Raw genomic sequence first — 17,578 nt, 5'->3', positions numbered from 1 at the left:
CCCCGGCTGGTTTTTTTATGCCCGCCGCATTTTAGAATCCGCCCTCCAACCTTCCTTCCCGCACCGCCACCCGCCGCATGCGCGAGCGGACGTTTCAGCGCAATCGCACCAGTGCTTCGGCCGCGTGCTGCACGAATGCATCGCCCAACGTCGTAGCCGTACGCTGCGCGCCGCGCACGACATGGAGTGCGAACGGTAACGCCGGCGCAAAACGCTTCACGCCGACGCGTGCGCTCGCATGCTGGGCCGTGAGCGTGTCGACGAGCGCGATGCCCATGCCCGCCTCCACCATCGTCACCACGGACTGCGCCAGCGTCACCTCGACGCCAAGCTCGCGCGCCACCCCGCACCCGGCGAACATCCCGTCGATACGCATGCGCGCTTCGCTCCCCGCGGCCCAGGAAATGAAACGCTCGCCAGCGCAGTCTTGCGCCTGCACGACGCGCTTGCGCGCGAGGCGGTGTCCGCGCGGCACGATGCAGCGCAGCGGCCATTCGCCAAGCGTCTCGAGCCGCGCGCCAGGATGCGCGACGGCCTGCGTGACGAAGCCGACGTCGCAGCGTTGCGCGGCGACCCGTTCGGCGATTTCCGCCGCTTCGCCGGTCAGCAGTTCGAGATCGACGCCCTCGTGCTCGCCCGCGAAAGCGGCGGCCACGCGCGGCATGAAGTCCGCGCAAAGATCGGGCGACGCCGCGACGCGCACCACGCCGCGCCGTTGTGCACGAATCAGCGCGGCGGCCTGGGTCACGCGCTCGAAGCCGGTGAACGCGCGTTCGACTTCGTCGTGCAGCGCGTGCGCTTCGACGGTCGGCAGGAGACGTCCCTGGCGTCGCTCGAAAAGCGCGAGCTCCATCTTCGTTTCGAAGTCGGCGAGCAAGCGGCTCACCGCCGGCTGGGAAATGCCGAGCGCCGCCGCCGCGCGCGTCACGGTGCGCCACTGCATCAACGCACGAAAGGCTTCAACCTGGCGCAAACTGAGGTCGGCGGTAGGCATAAGATAATGTTATGGAAATTTCAGAATTACGAGTGGTGTCGGTGTTCTCAATCTGCTTTATCAACGAACGACCCGCTGCTGACGAACATAATACCGAATAGCCATCCATAACATCAGCACATACTTTCGGCAGCCCATGTTGCGTGGCGTGCACCAATGAAAAATCCCCGCGGGCTCGTCGCCGACGGGGATTTCTGGGTACTGACACGTAGCCGCCGCCCGAAGGGCGCGGCTGCGGCGCATTCAGCGCGATCAGGCTGCTGCTGCGTCCTTCAGCTTCTTCAGGGCGCGCGCCTTGATGCGAACCGATGCGGGCTTGGCCGGGAACCAGCGCTCTTCGCCCGTGAACGGATCCTTGCCGAAGCGCTTCTTCTTCGCCGGCACTGCCTGCACGACGATCTTCAGAAGACCCGACAGCGTGAATTCGCCAGCGCCCTTCTTGTGGACCGAACCGAGGATCGTGTCTTCCAGCGCGGCGAGCACGGCCTTGGCAGCCTTCGGCTCGACGCCTGCACGCTCAGCGACGTGGGTAGCCAGCGAGGCCTTCGTGAAGGTGTCCTTGATCGGCGACGGTGCGCCGGACGCCTTCACGGCGACCTTCTTAGCTGCGGCCGTCTTGGTGGCGGGCGCTTTCTTTGCAACAACCTTCTTGGCCGGGGCAGCTGCCTTTTTTGCGGCCACTTTCTTTGCGGAAGTCGGCATGTTTCTCCTACCAGTGTTGGTCAGTGAATCGAAGAAGCACAGCGGAATGCACATGCTTCAACGGCGGATTCTACATATGCGCAAGCGTTTTGCGTGAAGCTTTTGCATTGTCGTTACGATTTTGTTGCGCAACGCAGACTCTCGCGCGCATTTCGACGCCTGTTTACAGGGGTAAACGTGCACCGGCGACGCTCGCACGGCTGCCCGCGCGCGGCGCCTGGACCTGCTCGACGCGCATGCCTGTCGTCAGGAATACGCCATACGTATGGCGTTTTTGCGTGTTTTTGCTCGCGGCGATCCGTCAAAGCGTGTGCAGCAGCGTGGCGAGCGACGTCAACGCGGCGTCGATTTGCCCGGCGTCGACTGCACCGTAACCGAACAGAAAACCGCTTTGCACAGGCGCTTCGAGGTGAAACGGCGCGAGCGGATGCAGGCCGATCGACGCACCGCGCGCGGCCGCGGCGACCTTCGCCGCGTCGAGTGGCGCCACGAGCCGCGCCGCCAGGTGCAGCCCCGCCGTGTTCGGCGTGACCGCTTCGAGCCAGGGCGAAAGCGGCCCGCGCAGATGCGCGAGCAGCACGTCGCGGCGCTCCGAATAGCTTTGATGCATGCGCCGCAAGTGGCGCGCGAAGTGGCCGTTGAGCATGAAATTGGCGAGCGCCGTCTGCGTGAGCACACAGCCGTGGCCGTCGCCGATCTGCCGCGCGCGGGCGAGCGGCGCCGCGAGCGCGGCGGGCGGCACCATGTAGCCCACGCGCAGCTCCGGGAAAATCGTCTTCGAAAACGTGCCGACGTAGGCCACGAGACCGGCATTGTCGAGACTCTTGAGCGGCTCCATCGAGCGCCCCTCGAAACGGTATTCGCAGTCGTAGTCGTCTTCGATCACGAGCGCGCCGTGCGTCTGCGCCCATTCGAGCAGCGCCACGCGCCGCCCGAGACTCATCGGCATGCCGAGCGGAAACTGGTGCGAAGGCGTGACGTAGACGACCCGCGCCGCCTTGGGCAAACGCTCGATCACGAGGCCCTCGCCGTCCACGGGCACCGGCACGACCTTCGCGCCGAGCGCGGCGAAAATGTCGCGCGCGGGCGGATAGCCGGGGTCCTCCACCGCCACCACGTCGCCGCGTTCGAGCGTCACCCGCGCGAGCAGATCGAGCGCCTGCTGCGCGCCTTGCGTGACGATCACGTCTTCCCAGTTGGCCTGCACCGCGCGGTTGAAGGCGAGATAGCGCGAGACCGCGAGCCGCAGCTTCTCCTCGCCGGCCGGCTCGCGATACATGCCGTAGCCGCGCGCCTGCACGCGCAGCGCGTCGTTGATGCAGCGCCGCCAGATGTCGAACGGAAAGCGCGCTTTGTCCGTCACGCCGCCCGCGAAGTCGCACGCGAGCCGCGCGTCGAGGCGCGGCAGCGTGTCGCCCGCCGCGTGCGCTTGCGCCCGAGCCTGCCACCACGGCGTGGCCCGCGCGCCATGCGCCGCGCCGCTGGAAGCGCCGCCAACAGCGTCCGTGGTTTCGGCGGCGGCAGCGGTGGCCGCGCGAATCTGCGGAATCTCATGACCGCGTTCGCGCGCAGGCAGCCGTTCGAGCGTGTCGGCGACGAAGGTGCCCGAGCCGCGCCGCGAAATCAGATAGCCCTCCGCCAGCAGCCGCTCGAAAACGTCGAGCGTGGTCTTGCGCGACACGCCGAGCTGTCGCGCAAGATCGCGCGTGGAAGGCAGGCGCGTGCCGCCCGCGAGCCTGCCGTCGACGATGCTGTCGCGCAGTTGCCGGTAGATCTGGCCCGCGAGATCGCGACGGCCCGACACGGTGACGTGAAGTTCCATGGTGGCGCTGCCGGTATCGTTCGAGGGCGATCGGATGGGGTTGAGGAGGCTCTCGCGGGCGCGAAAGTGGTCACCCGAGATATTGCCAGAATGGCTATATAAAGGCGCCAGCGCGACGCATAAAGTGGCTTCCGTGGTCTACGCAGTCGAGCAGGTTTCAGCCCATCCGCAGTGGACGCAATTCAACTTGAGAGGTGAACGGTCATGCAAGCACGTCTGGATTTCTACAAGGCCAGCCCGGAAGGCACGAAGGCCATGGTTGCGCTCGAAGAGCGCGTGAGCAAGAGCTCGATCGAAAAGCCGCTCGCGGAACTGGTGCGCCTGCGCGCCTCGCAGATCAACGGCTGCGCGTACTGCGTGGACATGCACACCACGGACGCGCGCAAGGGCGGCGAAACCGACCGCAGGCTCGCCACGGTCTCGGTATGGCGGGAAACGCCGTTCTTCACGGAGCGCGAGCGCGCCGCGCTCGAATGGACCGAATCAGTCACGCTGCTCGCGCAAACCCATGTGCCCGACGAGGTTTGGGAACGCGTGAAGCCGCATTTCACCGAGCAGGAGATCGCCGACCTGACCTTGCTGATCATCGCGATCAACGGCTGGAACCGCATTGCGGTGACGTTCCGCAAGATGCCGGCCTGAGCATGAAGCGCGCCGCGTTCAGTCGCCGCTTAATACAAGGCGGCTGAACGCGGCGCGTGCGCGTTACGGCGGTAATCGAAACAAGAGACGCGACCGAGGCAACCCTGCGCCTACGATTGCGCCTCGCGCGCCGCGGCTTGCGCGAGGCTCTTTTCGTGGTGTTCGCGCGAGAGGCGGTTCATGAGCGGCAGCAGCAGCACGGCCACCACCACGCCGATCGACGCGAGCCAGCCAAGCCCCGTGAAGAGCCGCGTATAGAGCGGCAGCGAGGCGAGCGGATCGAGCTCGCCCGAGGGCATCTGCGCGAAATTGGCCACCACGCTGCCCAGATACTGCGAGACGCCGGTTGCGACGAAGTACGCGCCCATCATGAAGCCACTCATGCGCGCGGGCACGTAACGCGCGATCATCGCGAGGCCCAGGCCGCTCACGAGCAGTTCTCCGAGCGAATAGAGCCCGTAGCCGCCCACCATGAACCACGACGACACGCGCCCTTCCACCGCGTAGCGCCCGCTCATCGCGAACACGAAAAAGCCCGCCGCGACGACGGCGAAGCCGAGCGCATATTTCACGGCCACCGGCACGTCGCGCCCGCGCCGGGCAAGCACGGTATACAGCGCGGCGAGCACCGGAGAAAGCACCATGATCCACAGCGGGTTGAGCGCCTGGAACTGCGCGGGGCTCCAGCGGAACAGGTCGATGCCGAACAGCGTGAACTGCGGATCGACATTGCGCAGCGCGAAGAGCGTGAGCGACGTCGACATCTGCTGATAGAACACGAAGAACAGGATCACCTGGAGCGTGAGGATCAGCGCGGCGATCAGACCGGCCCGCTCGGCGTGCTCGCAGCGCACGAGCATCCAGCCGAAGATCGCCAGAATCGCGATGGCCGCGACATACACGCAGCCGCGCGCGATCGCCTCGTGCTGGAGCACGAACAGCGTGCCCGCGCCGAGCGCCACGGCGCCCACGGCCACGAGCGCGACCCGGCCCAGGTTCAGAGGTTGTTCGTCGGGGGCCGAGCCGATATGCGCGAGCGAGCGGCGCATCAGGAAGAAGTTGACGAGGCCGAGCACCATGCCCGCGCAGCACACGCCGAACGCGGCGTGCCAGCCCCAATGCTCCTTGATCCACGGCGTGGCGAGCATCGAGATGGTCGAGCCGATATTCACCGCCATGTAATAGATGGTGAACGCGCTGTCGAGCTGGGCGTCGTCGCCCTCGTAGATACGGCGCACGAGGTTTGCGGCGTTGGACTTGAAGAGACCGTTGCCGACCACGATCACCCCCAGCGACGCATACATGTGCTGAAGGCTGTCGTTGGGCAGGGCGAGCATCAGATACCCCGCCGCGAGAATCGCCGCGCCCGCCAGCATCGAGCGCCGCGCGCCGAGCACCTGGTCGCCGATCCACCCGCCGATGGCGGGCGCCGCGAATACGAGCGCCACGAAGGCGCCCCAGGTGAGGTTGGCGTGGCGGTCGGTGAAGCCGACCTTTTCGACCATGAACAGCACCAGCAGCGCCGCCATGCCGTAGTAACCGAAGCGCTCCCACATCTCGATCAAGAACACCGTCGTAAACGAGCGGGTGCGGCTGGGCGGAGTCGTGGCTGGCGTGTTCATGGCGCTTGTTTCCTGTCGCGGTCCTGCATTGCGCGCGATTGTACGCACGCGCACCGGGCGTTGCGCGCAGCGTGCGCCGCTGGCAGTTTTTGCAGCGTTTTTGGCACGGTAGCGCGCCCGCGCAAGGCTACAGTGATTCCCGTCCGCCCGGCACGCCGCCGGCTTTTTACGATACCCAAACCTTGATCGGGGACACTCCATGGCGCTGCAAATCGGCTTTCTCGTCTTTCCCAACGTCCAGCAACTCGACCTCACCGGCCCCTATGACGTGCTCGCCTCGATGCCCGACACGCAGGCGCGGCTCATCTGGAAAACGCACGAACCCGTACGCTCCAGCACCGGCCTCACGCTCACGCCGGACACGACCTTCGACGACTGCCCGCCCCTCGACGTGATCTGCGTGCCGGGCGGCAGCGGCGTCGGGCAACTGATTCCCGATGAGGAGACGCTCGCCTTCCTGCGCCGCCAGGCGAGCGAGGCGCGCTATGTCACCTCGGTTTGCACGGGCGCGCTCGTGCTCGGCGCGGCCGGGCTGCTGCGCGGGCGGCGCGCGACCACGCACTGGGCCTTTCACGAACTGCTGGAGCCGCTGGGCGCGCTGCCCGTGAAGGCGCGCGTGGTGCGCGACGGCAACGTGCTGACCGGCGGCGGCATCACCGCGGGCATCGATTTCGCATTGACGCTGGCCGCGGAGCTGATCGGCGAAGAGGCCGCCCAGGCGCTCCAGCTGGAACTCGAATACGCGCCGGCGCCGCCCTTCGACGCGGGCGACCCCGCCACCGCCCCGCGCGCGATCGTGGAAAGGTTGCGCGCGCAATCAGCCGCCTCGCTCGCCGAGCGCGCGCGTATCGTCGCAGCGGCCGCCGCGAAGCTCTAGACCCCGGGCTTCAGGCTTCAGGCCACCCTCGCCACGTGCCAGGGTCTGCGCTTGCTACCGTCTTTAACGTGGATCGTATACATTGTTTGCCGGGCGAGCCGGGTATGCAGCACGCACGGCCCGCCCGGCCGCCCAGCCCTGGGCAAGCCGTACAAACCAATCATTAGGGGATTTGATGCGCTCCACCACCAGCAAGCTCGCTCTCGCCGCGGCGACCGCCGCATTCCTGATCGGCGCCGCCGCGCCGGCATTCGCGCAAACCGAAGCCAGCGCACCGGCCGCCGCCGAGGCCGCCGCCTCGCAACCGCTCACCGCCAAGGAGCAGAAGAAGCAGGCCAAGGCGCAAGCCAAAGCGCAGCACAAAGCCGAACGCAAGGCTGCCCGCGCGAAAAATACCGCCGAGCTGAAGAAGCTGGAAGACGCGGGCTACAAGCCGGCGCTGAACGACCCGAACTATCCGCAGAACCTCCAGGACGCACAGAAGAAAGCCAACGCAGCCGCCGGCGCGAGCCAGTAAGGCGCATCGCCGCCGCGCGCGATCATCGCGCGCAGCACCTGGTCGTTCACGCGCTCTTTCTCGCGTAGTCAAAACATTCTGCATGCGTTCGAAACGGCCCTCGCGCCGCTTCGAACGCCTCTGGCTCCAGCCACCCCTCTGCGCCACGACACGTAAATCGCGCTGATTGCGCCATTCGCGCGCCTATTCGCGCGCTGTTCTTGCGCTGTTCGCATGCCTCTCCCGCCGGCTCCCGCACGCCCGCGCCGGACACCCCGAACGCTTCATCAGTCGAATGGCAGTACCATCCGCGAAGCGATCGCGCCGCTTCATCCGGCAACCGCACGTCAAACAGCATCGCAACCAGCAAGACCGCCCCATCGACGCTGCACGCGCTTCACATCGGCGCGCCACATGCATGCCCAACATGGAGTCATCGTCATGAACGCACCCCAGCCGGCCGCCAACGCGAGCGCCGGGCCGCAGAAAAAAGGCATACCTGTGGGCCTGATCGCGGGCGTGATCGCCCTCGTCGTCGTGCTTGTGCTGCCCCTGCCCGCGAGCCTGCCACCCGCCGGACAGCGCATGCTCGCCATCCTCGCCTTCGCCGTGGTCGTGTGGCTCACCGAGGCCGTGTCGTACGAGGCGAGCGCCATCATCATCACCTCGCTCATGGCGTTTCTCGTGGGCACCGCGCCCACCATCGAGAACCCGGCCGTCATGTATGGCACCAACAAGGCCATCACCATGGCGCTCGCGGGCTTCTCCAACTCCGCGCTCGCGCTCGTGGCGGGCGCCCTCTTCATCTCGGCGGCAATGACCGTCACGGGCCTCGACCGGCGCATCGCGCTCGTCACGCTCTCGCTCATCGGCACCACCACGCGGCGCATCCTGATCGGCGCCATCGCCGTGACCATCGTGCTCTCGCTCGTCGTGCCGAGCGCCACCGCGCGCAGCGCCTGCGTCGTGCCGATCATGGTGGGCGTGATTTCCGCGTTCGGCGTGGACAAGCGCTCGAATATCGCGGCGGGCATCATGATCGTGGTGGCCGAGGCCACCAGCATCTGGAACGTCGGCATTCAGACCGCCGCCGCGCAAAACCTGCTCACCGTGGGCTTCATGGACAAGATGCTCGGCGCGCGCGTCACCTGGCTCGACTGGCTCATCGCGGGTGCGCCGTGGGCGATCGTGATGTCGGTGGCGCTGCTTGTCATCGTGCTCAAGATGATGCCGCCGGAAGCCGACGCGATCGCGGGCGGCAAGGAAGCCGTCGAAGCGTCGCTGCGCGAACTCGGCCCCATGACGGGCCCGCAAAAACGCCTGCTGGGCGTCGCCATCGGCTTGCTGTGTTTCTGGGCGACCGAAGGCAAGCTGCACCCCTTCGACACCACTTCCGTCACTTACGTGGGCCTCGTGCTGCTGCTGTTGCCGCGCTTTGGCGTGATGGACTGGAAGACCGTGCAGAACCGCATTCCCTGGGGCACGGTGATCGTGTTCGGCGTGGGCATCAGCCTCGGCACGGCGCTGCTCACGACGAAGGCGGGCCAGTGGCTCGGCGACCTCGTCGCGCACCACACGGGGCTCGACACCGCCAGCCCGTTCATGGCCTTCGCGATTCTCTCGGCCTTCCTCATCCTCATTCACCTCGGTTTTGCGAGCGCCACGGCGCTCACCTCCGCCATGTTGCCGATTCTGGTGTCGGTGCTCCAGTCCATGCAGGGCGACTTCAACCGGCTCGGGCTCACGATGCTGCTCGGCTTCGTCGTGAGCTTCGGCTTCATCCTGCCGATCAACGCGCCGCAAAACATGGTGTGCCTCGCCACGGAAACCTTCACGGCGAAGCAGTTCGCGCGCGTAGGCATCGTGCTCACGATAGTCGGCTACCTGCTCCTGCTGCTGTTCGCCGCGACGTGGTGGCGCTGGCTGGGCTGGATCTGAACGCCGCACTCCAACCTGTTACCGCCAGGGAGGCCGCTCATGGAAGTCAATATCGATGACGCACGCCGCTACGCCACGGCCGTGCTCACGCAAGTCTCGGTGCCCGCGGACATCGCCGCCGACGTCGCCGATCACCTGATCGAATCCGACCGCGTGGGCTACGCGAGCCACGGTCTCTCGATCCTGCCGAACTACCGGCGCGTGCTGGCCGCGGGCTTCGTCACGCCCGACGGCCGCGCCGAGCGCGTGGTGGACCGCGGCAGCCTGATCGCCTACGACGGCCACAGCGGCTTCGGCCAGCACGTGGGCAAAGTCGTGATCGACGACGCCATCGCGCGCGTGCGCGAGCACGGCCAGTGCATCGTGACGCTGCGCCACAGCCACCATCTCGGGCGCATGGGCCACTACGGCGAAATGGTCGCGGCGCAAGGTTATGTGCTGCTGGCCTTCACCAACGTGGTCAACCGTCCGCCGATCGTCGCGCCGTTCGGCGGACGCGAGGCGCGCCTCACGACCAATCCGCTGTGTTTCGCGGGGCCGCTGCCGGGCGGCCGGCCGCCTTTCGTGGTGGATATCGCCACCAGCGCGATCGCCGTCAACAAGGCGCGCGTGCTCGCCGAAAACGGCCTCGAAGCGCCGGAAAACTCACTGATCGACGCCAACGGCCAGCCGACCACCGACCCGAACGTGGTGTTCGCCAACCCGCCCGGCGCGCTGCTGCCGTTCGGTCTGCACAAGGGCTACGCACTCGTGCTCGTGGCGGAGCTGCTCGCGGGCGTGCTCTCGGGCGGCGGCACGATCCACCCCGACAATCCGCGCAATGGCGTCGCCACCAACAATATGTTCGCGCTGGTGCTCGACCCGCAGGTGGACTTCAACACGACCTGGCGCTCGCAGCAGGTCGAAGCGTTCCTCGACTATCTGCTCAGTTGCCCGCCCCAGGACCCCGCGCAACCGGTGCAGTATCCGGGGCAGTACGAAGCGGAAAATCGCGCGCGGCACATGCAGACCATCGTACTGCCCGATTCCGTGCGCAAGCCCTTCGCCGATCTGGCGAGCGAACTGGGCGTCGTGCCGCTCGCGCCGCTTTGAGCGGACCTGCGTTGCCCAAAACAAAAGGCCGTGCGGGTCGCAAACCCGCACGGCCTTTTCATTCGCAGCGCTTACCTTACACCGCGACCGCACCCACATAGTTCTCGGCCATCGCCGTGGCGGCGGCGCGCGACGTGGTGACGTGCTCCAGTTCCGCGACCTGCAAGCGCTGTTCGAACGGCGAGGCGTCGTCGAGGCGGTGCATCATGCGCGTCATCCAGTACGAGAAATGCTCGGCGCGCCAGATGCGGCGCAGCGCCGTTTCGCTATAGGCGTCGAGCAGATCGGTGCGGCTCTCCTTGTAGAAGGCCACGAGCGCGGCGGTCAGCACGCGCACGTCCGACACCGCGAGATTCAGGCCCTTCGCGCCCGTGGGCGGCACGATATGCGCCGCGTCGCCCGCGAGAAAGAGGCGGCCGTGCTGCATCGTCGTGGAAACGAAGCTGCGCATGCCCACGATGTTCTTCTGGAAGATCTTGCCCTCCACGACCCGATGGCCTTCGAGCGAATCGACGCGCGCGTGCAGCTCGGCCCAGATGCGGTCGTCGGACCAGTTGTCGACGTTGTCCTTCGGATCGCACTGGAAATACATGCGCTGCACGTTCGGCGAGCGCGTGCTGATGAGCGCGAAGCCGCGCTCGTGGCGCGCGTAGATCAGCTCGTCGGAGGTGGGCGGCGCCTCGGCGAGAATGCCGAACCAGCCGAACGGGAACACGCGCTCGTAATCCTGGCGCAGCGACGCCGGAATCGCGGCGCGCGACACGCCGTGAAAACCGTCGCAGCCGATCACGTAGTCGCAGTGCAGTTGGTGTGCTTCGCCTTCGTGCGTGAAGCGGATCGACGGCGAATTGCTTTCGATGTCGTGAATCGACGTGTTCGACACGTTGAAGAACAGCTTGCCGTCCGCGGCCACGCGCGCGGCCACGAGGTCCTTGAGCACTTCGTGCTGCGCATAGACGGTGATGGCCTTGCCGGTGAGGCCGGTGAGATCGATGCGGCGGCGCTTGCCTTCGAACGCCAGCTCGAAGCCGTGATGCACCGCGCCTTCGGCCTGCATGCGCGCGCCGACGCCGGCTTCGGTGAGCACGTCCATCGTGCCTTGCTCAAGCACGCCGGCACGAATGGTCGATTCGATCTGCTCGCGGCCGCGCAGCTCCAGCACGACCGAGTCGATGCCGCGAAGGTGCAGAAGATGGGAAAGAAGCAGGCCCGCGGGCCCTGCGCCGATGATGCCAACCTGGGTGCGCATGGATGTCTCCTGAATGCGGCGTTGCTTGAATTGATTTTTGGCAAGTTTCGCCGCAGGGTCCGTTATCGCGCAACGCGATATGGCGAATATGGACTATCCCGATTTCGAATAACGTGACAAAGCTGTGGCGCTCGCGCGGAACGGAAATTGCTCATCGGCACGCTTCGCCTGCGCCCGCCACCTGGGCGTTCGCGTGCTCCCCGTCACCAAGAACACCGCGCCCATGCCTTTTCCGCTCCGCTCCCAGTCCGCCAATCCCAGAACGAAACACCGCTTCGCACCGCTTACAGCTTCGCTTGCCGCTTCATTCGCAGCCTCATTCGCAGCCGCGCTGAGTCTCACGCTTGCGCTCGCCAACGACGCCGGCGCGGCCGAAGTCCAGGCCGCAGCCGCCTCCACCGTCGCTTCCGCGCCCGTGCAAGCCAGTGGGCAGGAATTACAACCGTCCGCGCAATCGGCAAAATCGCCAAAGCCGGTTCACACGCCCGAGCAGCACGCCGCCGCCAAAGAAAACCAGCCCGCCACGCCCGCGGACCTGTACGGCCGCCTCTACCACGACGTCCAGCTCGCGCAGATCTTTCCCGACAGTAAAACGTTCGCCGACATGCTGCCGAACGAGCGTCCCGGCCAGATCACGGCGGCCTACGAACGCTGGCGCGCACAGCACGCCGCCGACCGCGACGCCGCCGCGCACAAGGCCGCGCTCACGCAGTTCGTGAACCAGTACTTCACCGCCCCGGCGCAAACCGGGGACCACTATGTTTCCGATCCGAACCAGGACGTGGTCGGCCATATCGACACGCTCTGGAACGTGCTGAGCCGCCGCCCCGACGCGAAGCCGAACCCGTATTCGTCGCTGCTGCCGCTGCCCTATGCGTATGTCGTGCCGGGCGGGCGCTTCAACGAGATCTACTACTGGGACTCGTACTTCATCATGCTCGGGCTGGAGGCGAGCGGCGGCCACGAACTCGCGCTCGACGAGCTGAACAACTTCGCCGCGCTGATCGACCGCTACGGGCACATCGCGAACGGCAATCGCACGTATTACCTGAGCCGCTCGCAGCCGCCGTTTTTCGCGCAGATGGTGAGCCTCGTCGCGGAAAAGGACGGCGACGCCGTCTACCTGCGCTACCTGCCGCAATTGCGCAAGGAATACGACTACTGGATGGCGGGCGCGCAAACGCTCAAGCCCGGCCATGCCGCGCGCCATGTGGTGCGCCTGCCCGACGGCACGCTGCTCAACCGCTACTGGGACGCGCGCAACCGCCCGCGCGACGAGTCGTATCGCGAAGACATCCTCACGGCGCGCGCGACGCCGCAGCGCGACGCCTCGGACCTCTGGCGCAACCTGCGCGCGGGCGCGGAAACGGGTTGGGATTACAGCTCGCGCTGGCTCGCCGACGGCCGCACGCTCGCGACCATCGACGTGACCTCGCTCGCGCCCGTGGACCTCAATTCGCTGATGGTGATCCTCGAACGCACGCTCGCGAAGGCCTACGGCCTCAAGGGCGACGCGCGCGAAGCCCAATTGATGACGAAGCGCGCCCAGCAACGCGCCGACGCCATTGACCGCGTGCTCTGGGATCCGCAACTGCACGCGTTCAGCGACTACGACTTCGCGCACCGCACGCTCACGCACCGGCTCACGGCGGCAACGCTGTACCCGCTTTATGCGGGCGTCGCGACCCGATCCCAGGCGCAGGACGTGGCCGCCGCCGTGCGCGCCGGACTGCTGCGCCCGGGCGGCCTCGCCACCACCCAGGTCGCCACGGGCCAGCAGTGGGACGAGCCCAACGGCTGGGCGCCGCTGCAATATCTCGCGGTGATGGGGCTGCGCCGCTACGGCGAGCAGGCCCTCGCGCAGGAAATCGCCACCCGCTGGATCGCGACGAATCTCGCCTACTACGAGCGCACGCACAAACTGGTCGAGAAATACGACGTGAGTGCTTCGGCCACGAAGGCGTCCTCGGCGGGCGGCGGCGAATATCCGTTGCAGGACGGCTTCGGCTGGACCAATGGCGTGCTGCGCGTGCTGCTTCAGATGTATCCGCCCGCCGCTGCCGCTTCTGCCCAAGCACCTGCTTCCGCGCAGGGTACGCGGACCGGCTCCCCAGCGGCGAACACGGCTGCGCCAGCCAGCGCTCCGTAAGCGAGCGCTGCGCGCGCCTTCACAGGGCGCGCGCAGCGTGTCGGGCGTACACTTTTTGCCGTACCGCAGCGTATTGCCCGCATTTGCACTCCCCGCCGCCAACCGTCCGGAGTTCCCCATGCGCAACGAAACGGCATTCTTGTTCGACCTCGACGGCACGCTCGTCGACAGCGTCTACCAGCACGTGCTCGCGTGGAAGGAAGCCCTCGACGCGGACGGCATCGAGCTTTCGGTGTGGCGCATCCATCGCCGCATCGGCATGAGCGGCGGCCTGTTCATGAACCAGTTGCTGCGCGAAACGCACGAGGCCATCTCGCCGGAGCGCATCGCCCGGCTCCAGCAACTGCACGCCGACGCCTACCGCCGCCACTCCGACCAGGTGCGCCCGCTGCCCGGCGCACGCGCGCTGCTCGACGCGCTCACCGCCGCGCAGGTGCCGTGGGCCATCGCCACGAGCGGGCGGCTCGCCACGGCTTCCGTGAACCTCCAGGCGCTCGGCGTGGACCCGGCCGTCACCACCGTCGTCACGCGCGACGAAGTGCGCCACGCCAAGCCCGACCCCGATCTTTTCGTGGGCGCGGCCCTGCGCCTGAACGTGCCGATCGAGCGTTGCATCGTGGTAGGCGACAGCGTCTGGGACATGCTCGCCGCGCAGCGCTGCCGCGCGCTCGGCGTGGGCTTGCAGTCTGGCGGCTACGGCACCGAGGAACTGGAGCGCGCGGGCGCGCTGCGCGTGTACGAAGATCCCGCCGATCTGCTCGCCCATCTCGACGAAATCAGTGCGCGCGACTGAGCGCCCTGAGCGCACCCTGAGCGCACCCTGAGCCGCGCGCACGAAACTTGCGCACCTCGAAATCGTGCAGTGCAACGCCGCTGCCGCGCCATGTGCTGCATGTCGCGCGCCAACGGCGTATGCTGACAAGGGTCAACTCGACAACTCTCCGACCGGCTCGCGCCCCCCGCTGCGATGAATGCCTCCGCCCATGCCTCCGGTTCCCCAAGCGCGCCGCGCGTGACAGTGGTCGTGCTCACGCGCAACCACGTGCGTCAGGTCGTCGATACCGTTGCGCGCCTCACCGCGCTGCCCGAGCAGCCCGACGTGATCGTGGCCGACAACGGCTCCACCGACTCCACCGTGAGCCTGCTGGCCTCGTTGTTCCCGCAGGTGCGCATCGTGCAGTCGCTGGGCGACCGCGGCATGGCCGGCTTCAATCGCGCCGTGCTGCTTGCCCGCACCGAGTACGTCGCGTGCTGCGATGACGGCACCTGGTTCGCGCCGGGCGCGCTCGCCCGCGCGGCGAAGCTGCTCGACGCCCACGCGCAGGTGGCCGTGCTCAACGCGCGCGTGGTCGGCGGCGACGAACGCGAGATCCACCCGGCCTGCCTGATGCTCGCCGCCACCTCGCCCGGCGCCGACAACCCCGCCGGCCCGGTGCTCGCGAATTTCATGGCGGGCGCGTGCATTTTCCGCGCGAGCGTGTTTCGCGCGCTCGGCGGCTACGAAGCACGGCTCTCGCACGGCGGCGCGGAGGAACTCGCCGCGCTCGACCTGCTTGCGGCCGGCCATCAGATCGCCTACTGCGAGCAGGCGCTCGCACATCGCGAGCCGCTGTATCACTGGTTCACGCGCGCGCAGCATTGTGCGCGCGCGCGCAACGCGGCCTGGGTTGCCTGGATGCGCCTGCCCATGCGCGACGCGCTCGCGGCCACCGGGCGCGCGCTCGCCGTGTTCGCGCGCCAGCGCTCGCTCGGGCCCGCCGGCGTGGCGCTGCTGCGCGGCGCGTTCTGGACCTGGCGCCGGCGCCGCGTGGTGCCGCCGCACGTCGTGCTGCTCACGCGCCAGGTGCGCCGTGCGGAACGCCACGTGCGCGCAGGGATTCCGGCCATGGCCGAAAAGTACGACCGCTCGGGCCAGCGAGCGTGGTAAGCTGCGGCGCCCGCCGCGCGCGGGCGTCCATTCAAGAGGCTCATTCCAGACCCGAGGACCATGACGACGCCCGACTCCGGCATCGCCCCGCACGGCAGCCCAGCGCAACCTCCCGAAAAGCCCCCGACCAAAGGCCATAGCGAACGGCGCTTCGAGGCGCTCGTGCAGCCCATCGAGGACTACGCAATCTTCCTGCTCGACACGCACGGCCACATCGTGAGCTGGAATCGCGGCGCGGCCCGCATCAAGGGCTACGAGGCGCACGAGATCATCGGACAGCATTTTTCGCGCTTTTACACCGAAGAAGCCAAGGCGCGCCGCTGGCCCGATCACGAGCTGGAACAGGCCGCGCTGCACGGACGCTTCAACGACGAAGGCTGGCGCGTGCGCAAGGACGGCACGATGTTCTGGGCCAACGTCGTCATCACCGCCCTGCGCGAGCGCGACGGCTCGCTCTCGGGCTTCGCCAAGATCACGCGCGACCTCACCGCCGAGCGCCGCCAGGTCGAGGCGCTGCGTCTGTCCGAGGAACGCTTTCGCCTGCTCGTGGAGAGCGTGACCGACTACGCGATCTTCATGCTCGATCCGCAGGGCTACGTGGTGAGCTGGAACACCGGCGCGACCAACCTGAAGGGCTACCGCCCGGCCGAGATCGTCGGCCAGCATTTTTCCGTGTTCTACCCGCCCGAGGACGTGAGTGCCGGCCTGCCCGAGTGTGAACTGCGGCGCGCGGCCGACGAGGGCCGCATGGCGACCGAAGGCTGGCGCGTGCGCAAGGACGGCTCGATGTTCTGGGCCAACGTCACGCTCACCGCGGTGCACGACGGCCACGGCCGCCTCACCGGCTTCGCCAAGGTCACGCGCGACATGACCGAAAGCCGCCGCACCGACGAGCTGGAGCATTCGAGCGAGCAGATGAAGCAGTTCCTCGCCATGCTCGCGCACGAATTGCGCAACCCGCTCGCGCCCGTGCGCAACGCCGTGGCCACCATGCGCCTCATGGACGCGCCGAGCCCCGAGATCGAGCGCGCGCGCGAAATGATCGACCGGCAGATCGTGCACCTCACGCGGCTCGTGGACGACCTGCTCGACGTCGGCCGCATCACCTCGGGCAAGATCGAACTGCGCGAGGCGCCGCTCGATTTGTGCGAAGTGGTCACGCACGCCATCGACGCCGCGCAGCCTTTCACCTCGGCGCGCAGCCAGCACGTCGAGGTGCGCATGCCCGCCGCGCCGCTCACCATGACGGGCGATCACACGCGTCTCGTTCAGGTGCTGCAAAACCTGCTGCACAACGCCTCGAAGTTCTCGCCCGACGGCAGCCGCATCGTCGTGGACGTGCGCCCCGCCGCGCGCGCCGTGCAAATTCAGGTGAGCGACGAGGGCCGCGGCCTGCGCCCCGGCACCTTCGAGTCGATCTTCGGCCTCTTCAGCCAGGACCGCTCGATGCCGGGCCCGGTCGAAAACGGGCTCGGCATCGGCCTCATGCTGTGCCGCTCGCTCATCGAGTTGCACGGCGGCACGATTTCCGCCACGAGCGAAGGCCACGCAAAGGGCAGCACCTTCACGATCCGCCTGCCGTTCGCGCGCGAAGCGACGCATCCCGCGCACGCCGCGCCGCTCACGGCGAATGCGGCGGAACTCGCGGCGCTCGCCGAAGCCGGCGTGCCGCCCATGCGCGTGCTCGTGGTGGACGACAACCGCGACTCGGCCGACAGCCTCGCGATGCTGCTCGAACTCAAGGGGCACGACGTGCGCGTGGCCTATAGCGCGGCGCACGCGCGCGAGGAAGTGGACGGCTTCACGCCGAACGTCGCGTTCATCGACATCGCCATGCCCGAAATCGACGGCTATGCCGCCTTACGCGAACTGCGCGCGCTGCCCCCGCTCGCGCACACGATGTTCGCGGCGATGACGGGCTTTGGCCAGGCCGCCGACGTCGAACTCACGCGCGAGGCGGGCTTCGAGATGCATCTCGTGAAGCCCGTGGACGCCGCGCTGTTCGACGAAGCGATCGCCCTTGCGGCGGCGCGGCGCAAGCGCTGAGCCGCTGGCGCGCTCAACCCGC

14 protein-coding genes are annotated in these 17,578 nt (G+C 67.5%); 9 read left to right on the top strand and 5 right to left on the bottom strand.

Annotated elements, in window-relative coordinates; all coding sequences use genetic code 11:
- Nucleotides 1-94 precede the first annotated feature (94 nt).
- From C7402_RS12405 to pdxR, 3 genes are all read right to left on the bottom strand, one after another.
- A complete protein-coding gene (locus C7402_RS12405) occupies nt 95-994 on the bottom strand; it encodes a LysR substrate-binding domain-containing protein (protein WP_116610864.1) in 900 nt (299 codons plus the stop codon).
- 252 nt (nt 995-1,246) lie between these two features.
- A complete protein-coding gene (locus C7402_RS12400) occupies nt 1,247-1,696 on the bottom strand; it encodes an HU family DNA-binding protein (protein ID WP_112173011.1) in 450 nt (149 codons plus the stop codon).
- A 301-nt stretch (nt 1,697-1,997) separates the two neighbouring features.
- Nucleotides 1,998-3,518: a MocR-like pyridoxine biosynthesis transcription factor PdxR gene (gene pdxR, locus C7402_RS12395; protein WP_116610863.1), complete on the bottom strand. Its 1,521-nt coding sequence runs from the start codon at nt 3,516-3,518 to the stop codon at nt 1,998-2,000.
- A 204-nt stretch (nt 3,519-3,722) separates the two neighbouring features.
- Here pdxR and C7402_RS12390 point away from each other — a divergent pair, with 204 nt between their 5' ends.
- Entirely contained in the window at nt 3,723-4,160 is a 438-nt protein-coding gene (locus tag C7402_RS12390) for a carboxymuconolactone decarboxylase family protein (protein ID WP_112173009.1), read from the top strand.
- Between the two features lie 110 nt (nt 4,161-4,270).
- On the opposite strand, the gene C7402_RS12385 is transcribed toward C7402_RS12390, so the two are convergent.
- Nucleotides 4,271-5,782 (bottom strand): peptide MFS transporter, encoded by a 1,512-nt coding sequence (locus C7402_RS12385; RefSeq protein ID WP_116610862.1) that lies wholly within the window; start codon nt 5,780-5,782, stop codon nt 4,271-4,273.
- Between the two features lie 199 nt (nt 5,783-5,981).
- Between C7402_RS12385 and C7402_RS12380 the strand changes: the two genes are divergently transcribed.
- The 4 genes from C7402_RS12380 (at nt 5,982) to C7402_RS12365 (ending at nt 10,185) form a co-directional block, all read left to right on the top strand.
- Nucleotides 5,982-6,659, top strand: coding sequence for a DJ-1/PfpI family protein (locus C7402_RS12380; RefSeq protein WP_116610861.1), 678 nt, complete (start codon nt 5,982-5,984; stop codon nt 6,657-6,659).
- A gap of 175 nt (nt 6,660-6,834) precedes the next feature.
- A complete protein-coding gene (locus tag C7402_RS12375; protein ID WP_112173006.1) occupies nt 6,835-7,176 on the top strand; it encodes a DUF4148 domain-containing protein in 342 nt (113 codons plus the stop codon).
- A gap of 420 nt (nt 7,177-7,596) precedes the next feature.
- Entirely contained in the window at nt 7,597-9,093 is a 1,497-nt protein-coding gene (locus tag C7402_RS12370; protein WP_112173005.1) for a DASS family sodium-coupled anion symporter, read from the top strand.
- Between the two features lie 39 nt (nt 9,094-9,132).
- Complete coding sequence (locus C7402_RS12365) at nt 9,133-10,185, top strand: Ldh family oxidoreductase (RefSeq protein WP_116610860.1); 1,053 nt, start codon at nt 9,133-9,135, stop codon at nt 10,183-10,185.
- A gap of 76 nt (nt 10,186-10,261) precedes the next feature.
- On the opposite strand, the gene pobA is transcribed toward C7402_RS12365, so the two are convergent.
- Nucleotides 10,262-11,434, bottom strand: a complete 1,173-nt coding sequence (pobA, locus tag C7402_RS12360; RefSeq protein WP_112173003.1) for a 4-hydroxybenzoate 3-monooxygenase — start codon at nt 11,432-11,434, stop codon at nt 10,262-10,264.
- 223 nt (nt 11,435-11,657) lie between these two features.
- On the opposite strand from pobA, the gene treF reads away from it, so the two are divergent.
- The 4 genes from treF to C7402_RS12340 all read left to right on the top strand — a co-directional run bounded on the left by treF (nt 11,658) and on the right by C7402_RS12340 (nt 17,556).
- Nucleotides 11,658-13,583 carry an alpha,alpha-trehalase TreF gene (gene treF / locus C7402_RS12355; RefSeq protein WP_116611059.1) on the top strand — a complete coding sequence of 642 codons (1,926 nt, stop codon included), beginning with the start codon at nt 11,658-11,660 and terminating at the stop codon, nt 13,581-13,583.
- A gap of 118 nt (nt 13,584-13,701) precedes the next feature.
- Nucleotides 13,702-14,376: an HAD family hydrolase gene (locus C7402_RS12350; RefSeq protein WP_116610859.1), complete on the top strand. Its 675-nt coding sequence runs from the start codon at nt 13,702-13,704 to the stop codon at nt 14,374-14,376.
- 219 nt (nt 14,377-14,595) lie between these two features.
- Nucleotides 14,596-15,510 (top strand): glycosyltransferase family 2 protein, encoded by a 915-nt coding sequence (locus C7402_RS12345; RefSeq protein ID WP_224038765.1) that lies wholly within the window; start codon nt 14,596-14,598, stop codon nt 15,508-15,510.
- Between the two features lie 60 nt (nt 15,511-15,570).
- Nucleotides 15,571-17,556: a PAS domain-containing hybrid sensor histidine kinase/response regulator gene (locus tag C7402_RS12340; protein ID WP_116610858.1), complete on the top strand. Its 1,986-nt coding sequence runs from the start codon at nt 15,571-15,573 to the stop codon at nt 17,554-17,556.
- Nucleotides 17,557-17,578 lie beyond the last annotated feature (22 nt).

Origin of the sequence: Paraburkholderia unamae (genome assembly GCF_003096875.1) — a bacterium.
Lineage (GTDB): Bacteria > Pseudomonadota > Gammaproteobacteria > Burkholderiales > Burkholderiaceae > Paraburkholderia > Paraburkholderia unamae.
This window is presented reverse-complemented; position numbering and strand designations above follow the sequence as displayed.